This is a genomic window from Enterobacter sp. DSM 30060, assembly GCF_013375955.1.
In the GTDB taxonomy this organism is placed as follows: domain Bacteria; phylum Pseudomonadota; class Gammaproteobacteria; order Enterobacterales; family Enterobacteriaceae; genus Enterobacter; species Enterobacter intestinihominis.
The window spans coordinates 2,121,821-2,135,287 of the sequence record NZ_CP056118.1 but is presented as its reverse complement, the minus strand read 5'-3'; the positions used below and the strand labels follow the sequence as shown (position 1 = coordinate 2,135,287).

The following is a 13,467-nucleotide window of genomic DNA, read 5'->3' as shown; positions in this document are numbered from 1 at the left end:
TTACACAAAATTTAATTATTAACAGCGGGCATTCCTGTTTACATTCAATATGTGACGCAGATAACTAAAACAGTGTTTTATTTTCATTGAATCGCAATTCCAAAGATCGCATGATAAACCCGAACACAATATCCCAGCGGCTTTCAAATGAAGGAATGCTAAGCACCTGAATTTCGCTTTACAGCATAAGTAACGAATAGATTGGTCTTCAAAAAGGCAATCATTTGAATTTGTTGATCTATTTTTTGAGATTTCCGCCAGCCACGCGGGCGAGATGTGAGGGTTAATGATGAAGATTAAAGCAACAATAGAACGCATCCCGGGCGGGATGATGCTGGTCCCGCTGGTACTTGGCGCGATATTAAATACGCTGGCCCCGAATACCGGTGCTTATTTTGGCGGTTTTACAAAAGGTATGATCACCGGAACGGTGCCGATTCTGGCAGTCTGGTTCTTTTGCATCGGCGCATCTATTAATTTACGTGCAACTGGTACGGTATTACGTAAATCAGGGACGCTGGTCATTACTAAAATTGCGGTCGCCTGGGTCGTTGCCATGATCTGCGCGATGTTCATTCCGGAGAATGGCATACAGACCGGATTCTTCGCCGGATTATCCGTTCTGGCCATTGTTTCAGCAATGGATATGACCAACGGCGGTCTCTATGCCAGCCTGATGAATCAATATGGCACCAAAGAAGAATCAGGCGCGTTCGTGCTGATGTCCCTGGAGTCGGGTCCGCTGATGACCATGCTGATTCTGGGTTCTGCCGGCCTTGCCTCCTTTGAACCCCACCATTTTGTCGGGGCGATCCTGCCGTTCCTGATTGGTTTTGCGCTAGGCAACCTCGATCACGATCTGCGCGATTTCTTCAGCAAAGCCACCCCGGTACTGATCCCGTTCTTCGGCTTCGCGTTGGGCAATACCATCAATCTGAACGTGATTCTGGAAACCGGCCTGCTGGGTATTGTGCTGGGTGTTGCCGTCATCGTCATCACGGGTATTCCGCTAATTATTGCAGACCGCGTCATCGGGGGCGGTAACGGAACCGCAGGTGTGGCCGCCTCGTCGGCCGCAGGCGCTGCGGTAGCTAACCCGGTGATTATCGCCCAGATTAACCCGGCCTTTGAACCGGTGGCGGCTTCCGCCACGGCCCTGGTTGCCGCCAGCGTGATTGTGACGGCGATTCTGGTCCCGATCATCACGGCGCTGTACGCCAGACGTTTTGGACAGGTTCCGGAAACCCAGGCAGAGCCGAAAGCGGTAGAAATGCACCACTAAGTCGTTCGCCCCCTCCTTAAAAAGAGGGGGCAATCACGCACTAAATATCTCTTCCATCATGCCATCCACCAGCCGTTTTGCCGAACAGAGTCTCGGCATACCCAGCGCGACCGTTTGCCAGCTCTGCGTCACTGACCAGCTCACCGGATGTTTATCCGCCTGACACCAGTCCCCCAGCCAGCCAAGCATATCTTTATAATCCATCAGACCAGGAGAAGCGGGCGTCGTCAGCCACTGATGGTAAAAATGCCGGGTGGTGGGAGAAGCGTTAATCCCCTGTGCCAGATAGTTTGCGGCCATGCTGCGCAGGTTATCTTTCAGCATGGCCGCCACATCACTATTCGCCAGACGACAGGCATCGCCAAACGCGCCCCAGCGCAACTCTTCCAGCACGATAAAGCAGCGGCCAGCCAGCGACCAGCCTTCATACTGCCCGGCTCGCCAGCGGGTAAAAATTTGCTCGCTGTGCTCACCCGCCTGAACCGTAAGGCCGCGCTGCGCGAGCGCTTTCTCTTTATAGGCGGCACGCTGGTTGAAATGTGCGGAGAGCGCCTCGTACTGTTGCAACAATCCGGAAGGTTGAGGGAGGCGTGGATTAACCTGCTGGCGCAGGGCTACCAGCTTGTCGGACATGCGGGTCAGCGCCAGGTGTCCGGGGTCGAGCATACCGGCCAGTTTCTCCGCCAGACCCAGCCGCAGTGCTGCATTTTCGTTGAGCATTCCCGCCATTGCCCATGGCCGCAACCGGGTCTGCGTAACGATCTCCTGCGTCAAACGCTCACGAAATTGCAGTTGCTGTGGCCCCAGGAGGGTGTGACGAGCAGCATCCGCCCCCTGGACCAAATCGACCATAAATTTTGGATGAATACACTCCAGCGTCCGCCCGGGACCGTCCAGTAGCTGTGTTGTCATGGTTGCTCTGCCGCGAATAAGGTTTGAATATCATCGCGTAACAGTCGGGTATCTTCCTGAATCCACGCCGCTGTGGTCATACTTTGCTTCAACAACTGGCTAAGCGCCCGGGTTGAATGCTCATTCTGCTGCCGCACGGCAAGGCTATCACGCAAGCTTTCCTGTAACCCGGTCAGGCACAACGAAAACTCTGCAAAAAACGTTGCCATACCTGCCGTAACAGAGACATCGACCTGCGCGGCCAAAGCTTTACGTATTTGATCGCAAAACTGATCGGTATGCTGCGTAAATTTGCCATGAAGCTGAGCGATATCGATGACATATCGGGTGCGCGTCTCCACATACGCTTCCCAGCCCCAGCCGGGATGATTGAGCCAGCGCGAGACGGTATTACGTACGCTGCCCGCCCCTGCAGGCTGACTGGCGGGAGGGGTGTCCTGCACAATGGCATCATTAAATAAGCCGCGCGTATTGAAGTTAAGCTGGTTTGCCTGAAACGCCGGAAAGCTAATCCGCGCCCGAAAGCCGGCATGACTGAGCTGTTCCTTAATTTGCATCTCGATGGGGCGCATCGCCTCATTCAACGATCGGGCGAGCGTAGACTCCAGCTGATCGAAGCGTAACGCCAGCTCCCGGCTAATTCTGCTCTGCGCATTCAGCAAAATCTGCTCGCATGACGATCGGATCTTGCTCAGGACAATCTGTGCCTGCCCTTCATCGTCAAGCACCAGCTGCTGGTGCTCATCCGTGTCGTCTGTACGCATGCTGGATGGCTCGCGCCCGGCTAAATCAAGAATTAACGGGCGGCTAAACATGTCGTCCAGCGCCTGGTGAAGTTCACCTTTCTGACTAAGCAGAAATGTATCCGCTGCGTTGAGCGCCTCTTCAACTTCATGCTGGACCTCATCGCTCACTACGCTCTGCCGCTGACGCAGCATCGCCATGTCCTCTTCCAGGCGCTTAATATTCCGCTCCAGCTCATCAAAGGCGACCGTCAGTCCCTGATGGCGAAAATCCAGGTATTCTCTGGCATTTTGCGCATAGTTCAGCAGCTTATGCGATGCCGACCGCAGGGCGAACAGCGAGGCGTTGGCGTAAGCCGCGTAAATCAGCTTGCGGATGGGCTGTTCGAACAGCGAATCCTCCCACAGCAGATCCGCCGCATGGCGAATATGGTCACTATCGTCGAGATCGGCCATACGCCAGCGGCGGCCCAGCGCGGCCTCGGCAAAATCCTGCACCCAACGCTGATCCTGATGATCGGGAAGCCGCCCATGGGTGTTCATCTCATAGCGGGCGCGGTTTGCCAGGTAGGCCCACATGGAAGAGACCGGGTAAATTTGTCCCGGAGAAATATTCCCTTTCATCAGCGTGCCGGAAATCATCGCCCGTACCTGCTCTTCATCGTCGCTGTTACGATCTTTCTGATCGAATTTATTGACCAGGGCGTAAAGCGGCACGGATTTCCCCGCCGCCGAAATTGCCTGCCGAACCTCGGCGTCGGAAATGGATTTAAGCTGGGTATAGTCCATCACCGCCAGCACGGCGGAGGCGCGCGCCAGCTGCTCGCTGAGCATTTTTTGCAGGTGCGGCTGACCGGCCTCGTTCGGCCCCGGCGTGTCGAGCAGCGTCAGTTGCCCCAGGTGCGCATCCAGACCGGCGAGGTGCACAAATTCCACCTCAATCACCGGAATATGTTCAATCGCGGCGTACTCAGAAAAAGGAAACTCCACGCCCAGCGCCTGCGAAAGCCGCACCAGATCGTTCAGGCTTTTCAGACAATGAAAGATGGGCTCCGCGCCCAGGTGATGTTTTCCGAACGCCTCACCTCTTTCGATGCGCTCCAGCAGCGTATTCATGTCCTTGTCGATTTCCAGACGCCGCGCCAGCTTGCCGCGATCTTTATCGCACAATTTCGTCTGCAACTGGGAAATCAGGGTATCAATGGGCGCAACGTGCAAAAAATGCAGCACCGGCTCCTTCTGGCCCGGCGTATGGCGGATCAGCGTGGGCAGCGCCGTCATCGGACGATTGCGGTTCGGCAGCACTTCCGTGCCCACAATCGCATTAATGGTGGTCGATTTTCCCGCTTTCATGGTACCCACAATCGCCAGCACCATTTCGAGGCGGGTTATTTTGCGTAATTCGTTATTCAGCAACGCCTGCTGAGCGTCGACACCCCGCGCGCTAAAATGTAATGGCAAAACGTTGTTATTAACGCCGCTCATGGCAGCGGCTGTGCTATCCAGCTTTGCAATCGGCATTGATTTTAATGAATCAAGATTGTTCAGAGCCAGCTGTAACAAACGTTCGGCTTCCTGGCTTAATTCAAATATGGTCTGTGTGTGCATGATAAAAGCCTTCCCTTAACGCAAATTTATTACTTTTATTAAGCCACGTTTTTTTAATTATACTGTTCAGGCTTATATGATCACGTATGGAAAACATGTTCATTTAATACAAGTAACTGAAGATAATGAGAATTTAAATCTCACCCTTCTAATACGTGTAAAACATCCCTCTGGTCAGAAGACCAAAAGTAAATAGACAAAACGCATTTTCAGGAAACATCAGGAGATATCATCGTTATTTACCCACCAAAAAAGAGAGGTATTCCCTGACACCAAAAGATGTATAGCATCAGAAAGGATAGATAAATAACGGCTTGTTCCTTCACCTTATCCGAAATGGCACAGCGTAGCAATTTGCTGTAATAAAATATTCGATATATTTATCATCATAACGATCACTGCCGTGCAGGGCATAAGCTTCCCTTAATTCACTGACAGTTCGTGTCATCTTTTACGCATTTTTGCGCTATTTTTCTAAAACAATATCACCGACAAAAGTGGGGATTTGCGTTATACTCGCTGCCTTTTTCGGCACACTGCCGTCATTTAGCTGGCGTTTTCCAGCGTGTTAACACTTTTGAGGATACCAACATGCAACTTCCACACTGCCCGAAATGCAATTCTGAATACACCTATGAAGACAATGGCATGTTCGTTTGCCCGGAATGCGCCCATGAATGGAACGATGCGGAGCCTGCGCAGGACAGCGATACGCTGATTGTGAAAGACGCGAACGGCAACCTGCTGTCAGACGGCGACAGCGTTACCGTTGTGAAAGATCTGAAGGTAAAAGGCAGTTCTTCCATGCTGAAGATTGGTACCAAAGTGAAAAACATCCGTCTTGTTGAAGGCGATCATAATATCGATTGCAAAATTGACGGCTTCGGTCCGATGAAACTGAAATCTGAGTTCGTGAAAAAGAACTGATTGACCCGCCCGGTGACGCTTCGCTTACCGGGCGTTCGGGAACTACACTTAACGGGCTTTTCTTACGTGAGGTAAAGATTATGCCGTTAAGTCCCTACATCTCTTTCGCTGGCAACTGTGCGGAGGCCACCGCCTTCTATCAGCAGGCCGTCGGCGCAGAACTCCTCTACAAAATCACCTTCGGCGAAATGCCTAAAGACGAAAACAGCGAAGAAGGCTGTCCGTCCGGCATGAACTTTCCGGATACCGCCATCGCCCACTCTAACGTCCGCATCGCGGGCAGCGACATTATGATGAGCGACGGGATACCGCCTGGCAGCAGCGCGCAATACGCGGGTTTCACACTGGTGCTCGACACCCAGGATGTGTCGGAAGGCAAGCGCTGGTTCGACAACCTCGCCGATGGCGGCAATATTGAAATGGCCTGGCAGGAGACCTTCTGGGCGCACGGATTCGGCACTGTAACCGACAAATACGGCGTGCCGTGGATGATTAACGTCGTTAAATCGTAGGCTGGATGAGCGCAGCGCATCCGGCAACAGCGTCCGGTGGCGCTGCGCTGACCGGGCCTACGGTGATTGTCATCAAATCCCCCTCAACTCTTCAAACTCCCGCAACCAACACTTAACCTGAATGTCATATTGATGCGCCAGCATGAGGCCACATTTATCGTGAGGCCCAGCACATGCAAACTGTCATTCGCGTCGAGAAACTGAGCAAAACCTTCCATCACAACAAGGCGCTGCATGCCGTTGATCTGACCGTCCAGCAGGGCGAAATGGTGGCGCTGCTGGGGCCATCCGGTTCAGGAAAATCCACCCTTCTTCGTCACTTAAGCGGCCTCATTACCTGTGACAAAACGCCGGAAAGCCGCGTCGAGCTGCTGGGTAACACTGTGCAGCATGCGGGGCGTCTGGCGAGCGATATTCGCAAAAGCCGCGCGCAGACGGGCTATATCTTTCAGCAGTTCAACCTTGTGAACCGCCTGACGGTGCTCGAGAACGTGCTGATTGGCGCGCTCGGCAGCACCCCGTTCTGGCGCACCTGCCTGCGCTGGTTCTCCCCTTCCCAGAAACAAGAAGCCTTACAGGCGCTGACCCGCGTCGGCATGGCGCATTTTGCCCACCAGCGCGTCTCAACGCTCTCCGGCGGACAGCAGCAGCGCGTCGCCATCGCCCGCGCCCTGATGCAGAAAGCCAAAATCATTCTGGCCGATGAGCCTATCGCCTCGCTGGATCCGGAATCGGCCCGCATCGTGATGGAAACCCTGCGCGACATCAACCAGAACGACGGCATCACCGTGGTGGTGACGCTGCATCAGGTGGATTACGCCCTGCGCTACTGCGAGCGCATCGTCGCCCTGCGTCAGGGCCACGTGTTCTTCGATGGCGCCAGCCATCAGTTTGATAACGAACGTTTTGATCATCTCTACCGCAGCGTAAACCGCGTCGAAGAACGCGCGCAGGCTGCTTAACGCCCCGATAACGAGGAATGGAAATGAACTACAAAGCCGTTGCCGCGCTGGCCTTCACCAGCATGTTCAGCATCAGCACCCTGTTAAGCCCGGCCTGGGCAGAGGAACAGGAAAAAGCGTTGAACTTTGGCATCATTTCAACGGAATCACAGCAAAACCTGAAGCCGCAGTGGGAACCGTTCCTGAAAGATATGGAAACCAAACTGGGGATCAAAGTGAACGCCTTCTTCGCCCCGGACTACGCGGGCATTATCCAGGGAATGCGCTTCAACAAAGTCGACATCGCGTGGTACGGCAACCTCTCTGCCATGGAAGCGGTAGATCGCGCCAACGGCCAGGTCTTTGCCCAGACCGTTGCAGCAGACGGCTCCCCGGGCTACTGGAGCGTGCTGATCGTTAACAAAGACAGCCCGATCAACAACCTCAACGATATGCTCGCCAAACGCAAAGAGCTGACCTTTGGTAACGGCGACCCGAATTCTACATCCGGCTTCCTCGTCCCGGGTTACTACGTCTTCGCGAAAAACAACATCTCCGCCAGCGACTTCAAGCGCACGGTCAACGCCAGCCACGAAACCAACGCCCTGGCCGTAGCGAACAAGCAGGTAGACGTTGCCACCAACAACACTGAAAACCTCGACAAGCTGAAGACCTCCGCGCCGGACAAGCTGAAAGCGCTGAAGGTGATCTGGAAATCGCCATTGATCCCGGGCGACCCGATCGTGTGGCGTAAAAACCTCTCCGAAAGCACCAAAGACAAGGTCTACGACTTCTTTATGAACTACGGCAAAACGCCGGAAGAGAAAGCGGTGCTGGCGCACCTGGGCTGGGCACCGTTCCGCGCGTCCAGCGATTTGCAGCTGGTGCCGATTCGCCAGCTGGCGCTGTTTAAACAGATGCAGGGCGTGAAGGACAACAAAGGTCTGAAGGAAGAAGAGAAGACCAGCAAAGTGTCGGAAATTCAGGCGCAGCTGGACGATCTCGACCGCCTGACCGCCGCGCTCGGCGCGATGACCAGCGTGAATAAAGCGGTGCAGTAACTCAAGTCCCCTCTCCCTCAAGGGAGAGGGTTAGGGTGAGGGGGAAAGGCGCACGCTGATGCCCTCACCCCGGCCCTCTCCCACAGGGAGAGGGAGAACAGATTAAGGAGCCAACATGCAAACCATCACCCTCCCGCCGCCAAAGCGCAGCTGGTTCTCGCTCATAAGCTGGGCCGTTCTGCTGGCGGTGCTCGTTATCTCCTGGAAGGGCGCGGAGATGGATCCGCTGCTGCTCTTCAGGGACTCGGGCAACATGGCGACCTTCGCCGCCGACTTCTTCCCACCTGACTTCAGCCAGTGGCAGGACTACCTCAGTGAAATGGCCACCACCCTGCAAATCGCCGTCTGGGGCACCGCCCTCGCCGTGATCCTCTCCATTCCGTTTGGCCTGATGAGCGCCGAAAACATCGTGCCGTGGTGGATCTACCAGCCGATGCGTCGCCTGATGGACGCCTGTCGCGCCATCAACGAAATGGTCTTTGCGATGCTGTTCGTGGTCGCCGTCGGCCTGGGTCCGTTCGCTGGCGTGATGGCGCTGTTCATCCACACCACCGGCGTACTCTCCAAGCTGCTCTCCGAAGCGGTTGAAGCCATCGAGCCCGGCCCGGTGGAAGGCATCCGCGCAACCGGCGCGAACAAAATCGAAGAGATCCTCTACGGCGTCCTGCCGCAGGTCATGCCGCTGCTCATCTCCTATTCGCTATACCGCTTCGAGTCCAACGTTCGCTCCGCCACCGTGGTCGGCATGGTGGGCGCAGGCGGTATTGGCGTCACCCTGTGGGAAGCGATTCGCGGTTTCCAGTTCCAGCAAACCTGCGCATTGATGGTGCTTATCATCGTCACCGTCAGCCTGCTGGATTTCCTCTCTCAACGCTTGCGTAAGCACTTCATCTGAGAAGCGAGGCTTTGATTGGTATGCACTTATCCAGACATCCGACCAGTTATCCTACCCGCTGGCAAGAGATTGCGGCAAAGCTCGAAGTGGAGCTGCGCACGCACTATCGGTGCGGCGACTACCTGCCCGCCGAGCAGCAGCTTGCCGACCGCTACGAAGTGAATCGCCACACCCTGCGTCGCGCCATCGATCAGCTGGTGGAACGCGGCTGGGTCCAGCGTCGTCAGGGCGTCGGCGTGCTGGTGCTGATGCGCCCGTTTGACTACCCGCTCAATGCCCAGGCGCGTTTTAGCCAGAACCTGCTCGATCAGGGCAGCCACCCCACCAGCGAAAAGCTGCTGTCTGTCCTGCGCCCGGCCTCCCGCCACGTAGCGGACGCGCTGGGGATTCAGGAGGGCGACAACGTCGTTCACCTGCGCACGTTGCGCCGGGTGAACGGCGTGGCGGTCTGTCAGATCGACCACTACTTCGCGGACCTCTCCCTCTGGCCCGTGCTGCAACATTTCGCCAGCGGTTCCCTGCATGATTTTCTTCAGGAGGCGACGGGTATCGCGCTCAAACGCACCCAGACGCGCATCAGCGCCCGCCGCGCGCAGGCTAAAGAGAGCAAGGTGCTGGAGATCCCCAACATGGCCCCGCTGCTCTGCGTGCGCACCCTCAACCACCGTGACGGCGACGTCAACGCAACGGAATACTCCGTCAGCCTGACCCGCGCCGACATGATTGAATTTACCATGGAGCACTGAATGCACTTCGACACCTCCCCTCGTCAGCGCTGGATGCGCGTGCTGGCCCACAGCCAGCCTGCTGCGCTGGCTGCCCGCATGAACGCGCTCGGCCTGACGCCGGACTACGACACGATCCGCGCGCCGGAGATCGGCCTGGTGCAGATCCAGGCACGCATGGGCGGCACCGGCGAGCGCTTCTTCGCCGGCGATGCCACCCTCACCCGCGCGGTGATCCGCCTGAGCAGCGGCACGCTGGGCTACGGCTACGTACTTGGGCGCGACAAAACACACGCCGAGCGCTGCGCCGTGATCGACGCGCTTTTACAGGAACAGCCGCATTTTCAGACCTTAATGGAAACCCTTATTGCCCCGCTGGAAGCTGACCGCGCCGCACGCCTTGCCGCGCGTCAGGCCGAAGTGAATACCAGCCGGGTCGACTTCTTTACGCTCGTTCGCGGAGACAACGCATGACGCTTCAACCTGCCTTTACCCTGGCCGTCCAGGATGCCCAACAGAGTTTCCGTCGCCTGCTGAAAGCCATGAGCGAGCCCGGCGTGATCGTCTCGCTGCACCAGCTTTCGCAGGGCTGGCTGCCGCTGAATCTCGCCTCTACCAGCGTGCTGCTGACGCTGGCGGACAACGACACGCCGGTATGGCTGTCAGGGGCATTGCTGAACGATATCGCCAGCCAGAACCTGCGCTTTCATACCAACGCGCCGCTGGTCGAGCAGCCCCAGCAGGCGGTCTTCGCCGTGGCAGACGAGCAAATCAGCCACGAGCAGCTTAACGCCCTGAGCGAAGGCAGCGCCGTCGCACCGGAAACCAGCGCCACGCTGATTTTGCAGGTCTCCAGCCTGAGCGGTGGTCGCATGCTTCGCCTGACGGGTGCAGGCATCGCCGACGAGCGGATGGTCGCCCCCCAGCTGCCGGAGTGCATCATTCATGAGCTGACCGAGCGCCCGCATCCGTTCCCGCTCGGTATCGACCTGATCCTGACCTGCGGCGAGCGCCTGCTGGCGATCCCGCGAACCACTCACGTGGAGGTGTGCTGATGTACGTTGCCGTCAAAGGGGGCGAGAAGGCGATCGCCGCCGCCCATGCCTTGCAGGCGCACAGACGCCGGGGGGATGACGCTCTTCCCGAGCTGAGCGTCGCCCAGATTGAACAGCAGTTAAACCTGGCCGTCGACCGCGTGATGACCGAAGGCGGCATCGCGGACCGTGAGCTGGCGGCACTGGCGCTGAAACAGGCCAGCGGCGATAACGTGGAAGCCATCTTCCTGCTGCGCGCTTACCGCACAACGCTTGCGAAGCTGGCGGTGAGCGAGCCGGTAAATACGGCGGAAATGCGTTTAGAGCGCCGTATTTCTGCGGTGTATAAAGATATTCCTGGCGGCCAGCTGCTTGGCCCCACCTACGACTACACCCATCGTCTGATGGACTTCGCTCTGCTGGCAAACGGTGAAACACCGCAGCTCAGCGCCTCTGATGCTGAACAAGACGCCTCCCCGCACGTCTTTAGCCTGCTGGCAAACCAGGGGCTGGCGAAGGCGGAAGAAGACACCGGCAGCACACCGGATGACATCACCCGCACGCCGCCGGTCTATCCCTGTTCGCGCTCGTCCCGTCTGCAACAGCTGATGCGCGGCGACGAAGGCTATCTGCTGGCGCTGGCCTACTCCACGCAGCGCGGCTACGGGCGCAACCACCCGTTCGCGGCAGAGATCCGCAGCGGCTATCTCGATGTCGAAATTGTGCCAGAAGAGCTGGGGTTTGCGGTGAACATCGGCGAACTGCTGATGACCGAGTGCGAAATGGTCAACGGTTTTGTCGCGCCAGAAAATGAAGATCCACACTTTACCCGCGGCTACGGGCTGGTGTATGGCCTGAGCGAGCGCAAGGCGATGGCGATGGCGCTGGTTGACCGTGCGCTCCAGGCGCCGGACTACGGCGAGCATATTGCAGGCCCGGCACAGGACGAAGAGTTCGTGCTGGCCCACGCGGATAACGTTGAGGCCGCGGGCTTTGTCTCGCACCTCAAGCTGCCGCACTACGTCGATTTCCAGGCCGAACTGGAACTGCTGAAACGCCTGCAACGGGAGCGCGCCAATGGCTAACTTAAGCGGCTACAACTTTGCCTATCTGGACGAGCAAACTAAACGCATGATCCGCCGCGCCATCCTTAAGGCTGTGGCGATCCCCGGCTACCAGGTGCCGTTCGGCGGCCGCGAAATGCCGATGCCCTACGGCTGGGGCACCGGCGGTATTCAAATCACCGCCAGCGTGATTGGCGAAGCGGACGTGCTGAAGGTCATCGACCAGGGGGCAGACGACACCACCAACGCCGTGTCGATCCGCAACTTCTTCAGGCGCGTAACGGGCGTCAACACCACTGAAAAAACCGAAGACGCGACGCTGATCCAGACCCGTCACCGCATCCCGGAAACCCCGCTGACGGAAGATCAGATTTTGATTTTCCAGGTGCCGATCCCGGAGCCGCTGCGCTTTATCGAGCCGCGGGAAACCGAAACCCGCACCATGCACGCCCTGGAAGAGTACGGGATCATGCAGGTCAAACTGTATGAGGACATCGCCCGCTTCGGCCATATCGCCACCACCTACGCCTATCCGGTGAAGGTGAACGGCCGCTACGTGATGGACCCGTCGCCGATCCCGAAATTCGATAACCCGAAGATGGACATGATGCCCGCCCTGCAACTTTTTGGTGCCGGACGTGAAAAACGCATCTACGCCGTACCGCCGTTTACCCGCGTAGAGAGCCTGGATTTCGACGATCACCCGTTTACGGTGCAGGAGTGGGACGAGCCGTGCGCCATCTGCGGATCCAAACACAGCTATCTGGATGAAGTGGTGCTGGACGACACGGGCAAACGGATGTTTGTCTGCTCCGACACCGATTACTGCCGCCAACAGAGCGAGGCGAACAGCCAATGAAACCGCTGCTTTCGGTTAACAACCTGACTCACCTTTATGCGCCGGGCAAAGGCTTTAGCGACGTGTCGTTTGAGCTGTGGCCGGGCGAAGTGCTGGGCATTGTCGGCGAGTCCGGCTCCGGTAAAACCACCCTGCTGAAGTCCATCTCCGCGCGCCTGACGCCGCAGAATGGCGACATTTTGTATGAGGGCGCATCGCTGTACGGCATGAGCGAAGCCGAGCGCCGCCGCCTGCTGCGCACCGAGTGGGGCGTGGTGCATCAGCACCCGATGGACGGCCTGCGCCGTCAGGTGTCAGCGGGAGGCAACATCGGCGAACGGCTGATGGCCACCGGCGCACGCCACTACGGCAATATCCGCGCCACGGCGCAGCACTGGCTGGAGGAAGTTGAAATCCCCGCCTCGCGCATCGACGACCTGCCGACCACCTTCTCCGGCGGCATGCAGCAGCGTTTACAGATTGCCCGCAATCTCGTCACCCATCCGAAGCTGGTGTTTATGGACGAACCGACCGGCGGGCTGGACGTATCCGTGCAGGCTCGCCTGCTCGACCTGCTGCGCGGCCTGGTGGTGGAGCTGAACCTGGCGGTGGTGATTGTCACCCATGATTTAGGCGTCGCGCGCCTGCTGGCGGACCGTCTTCTGGTGATGAAGCAGGGTCAGGTGGTGGAAAGTGGGCTGACCGACCGCGTGCTCGACGATCCGCATCATCCGTACACCCAGCTGCTGGTGTCGTCGGTGTTGCAGAATTGAGGGCGCTGTTGCCGGGTGGCGCTGCGCTTACCCGGCCTACGAACAGCGCACCTGTAGGCCGGGTAAGGCGAAGCCACCACCCGGCAAAACGAACACCGCACCCGTAGGCCGGGTAAGGCGAAGCCACCACCCGGCAAAACGAACACCGCACC

At 57.5% G+C, this 13,467-nt stretch carries 14 protein-coding genes; 12 read left to right on the top strand and 2 right to left on the bottom strand.

What is annotated here, in order from left to right; genetic code table 11:
- The first annotated feature begins 289 nt into the window (after positions 1 to 289).
- Positions 290 to 1,282 (top strand): 2-keto-3-deoxygluconate transporter, encoded by a 993-nt coding sequence (kdgT, locus tag HWQ15_RS10150; RefSeq protein ID WP_022646792.1) that lies wholly within the window; start codon positions 290 to 292, stop codon positions 1,280 to 1,282.
- A 33-nt stretch (positions 1,283 to 1,315) separates the two neighbouring features.
- Here kdgT and HWQ15_RS10145 read toward each other — a convergent pair whose 3' ends face one another.
- The gene (locus tag HWQ15_RS10145) at positions 1,316 to 2,194 is read right to left on the bottom strand and encodes a diguanylate cyclase regulator RdcB family protein (RefSeq protein WP_023305281.1); all 879 of its coding nucleotides are present in this window, start codon (positions 2,192 to 2,194) and stop codon (positions 1,316 to 1,318) included.
- Entirely contained in the window at positions 2,191 to 4,545 is a 2,355-nt protein-coding gene (gene crfC / locus HWQ15_RS10140) for a clamp-binding protein CrfC (RefSeq protein ID WP_063149659.1), read from the bottom strand. Before crfC ends, HWQ15_RS10145 begins: the two co-directional genes overlap by 4 nt.
- Positions 4,546 to 5,136: 591 nt before the next feature.
- Here crfC and HWQ15_RS10135 point away from each other — a divergent pair.
- From HWQ15_RS10135 to phnK, 11 genes are all read left to right on the top strand, one after another.
- Positions 5,137 to 5,472: a zinc ribbon domain-containing protein YjdM gene (locus HWQ15_RS10135; RefSeq protein WP_022646789.1), complete on the top strand. Its 336-nt coding sequence runs from the start codon at positions 5,137 to 5,139 to the stop codon at positions 5,470 to 5,472.
- 80 nt (positions 5,473 to 5,552) lie between these two features.
- A complete protein-coding gene (yjdN, locus tag HWQ15_RS10130; protein ID WP_022646788.1) occupies positions 5,553 to 5,984 on the top strand; it encodes a VOC family metalloprotein YjdN in 432 nt (143 codons plus the stop codon).
- 173 nt (positions 5,985 to 6,157) lie between these two features.
- A complete protein-coding gene (gene phnC / locus HWQ15_RS10125) occupies positions 6,158 to 6,946 on the top strand; it encodes a phosphonate ABC transporter ATP-binding protein (RefSeq protein WP_003860210.1) in 789 nt (262 codons plus the stop codon).
- A 23-nt stretch (positions 6,947 to 6,969) separates the two neighbouring features.
- Complete coding sequence (gene phnD / locus HWQ15_RS10120) at positions 6,970 to 7,986, top strand: phosphonate ABC transporter substrate-binding protein (RefSeq protein WP_022646786.1); 1,017 nt, start codon at positions 6,970 to 6,972, stop codon at positions 7,984 to 7,986.
- A gap of 115 nt (positions 7,987 to 8,101) precedes the next feature.
- A complete protein-coding gene (gene phnE / locus HWQ15_RS10115) occupies positions 8,102 to 8,881 on the top strand; it encodes a phosphonate ABC transporter, permease protein PhnE (protein ID WP_022646785.1) in 780 nt (259 codons plus the stop codon).
- Positions 8,882 to 8,901: 20 nt separating this feature from the next.
- The gene (gene phnF, locus HWQ15_RS10110; protein WP_022646784.1) at positions 8,902 to 9,627 is read left to right on the top strand and encodes a phosphonate metabolism transcriptional regulator PhnF; all 726 of its coding nucleotides are present in this window, start codon (positions 8,902 to 8,904) and stop codon (positions 9,625 to 9,627) included.
- A complete protein-coding gene (phnG, locus tag HWQ15_RS10105; protein ID WP_063149662.1) occupies positions 9,628 to 10,080 on the top strand; it encodes a phosphonate C-P lyase system protein PhnG in 453 nt (150 codons plus the stop codon). It abuts the gene before it with no gap.
- Positions 10,077 to 10,661, top strand: coding sequence for a phosphonate C-P lyase system protein PhnH (gene phnH / locus HWQ15_RS10100; protein ID WP_003860219.1), 585 nt, complete (start codon positions 10,077 to 10,079; stop codon positions 10,659 to 10,661). The genes phnG and phnH overlap by 4 nt, the downstream gene beginning before the upstream one ends.
- A complete protein-coding gene (locus HWQ15_RS10095) occupies positions 10,661 to 11,725 on the top strand; it encodes a carbon-phosphorus lyase complex subunit PhnI (protein WP_022646782.1) in 1,065 nt (354 codons plus the stop codon). Before phnH ends, HWQ15_RS10095 begins: the two co-directional genes overlap by 1 nt.
- On the top strand, positions 11,718 to 12,563 hold the full coding sequence (phnJ, locus tag HWQ15_RS10090) for an alpha-D-ribose 1-methylphosphonate 5-phosphate C-P-lyase PhnJ (RefSeq protein WP_023299113.1): 846 nt from the start codon (positions 11,718 to 11,720) through the stop codon (positions 12,561 to 12,563). Before HWQ15_RS10095 ends, phnJ begins: the two co-directional genes overlap by 8 nt.
- On the top strand, positions 12,560 to 13,315 hold the full coding sequence (gene phnK, locus HWQ15_RS10085; protein WP_006177354.1) for a phosphonate C-P lyase system protein PhnK: 756 nt from the start codon (positions 12,560 to 12,562) through the stop codon (positions 13,313 to 13,315). The genes phnJ and phnK overlap by 4 nt, the downstream gene beginning before the upstream one ends.
- Positions 13,316 to 13,467: the final 152 nt, after the last annotated feature.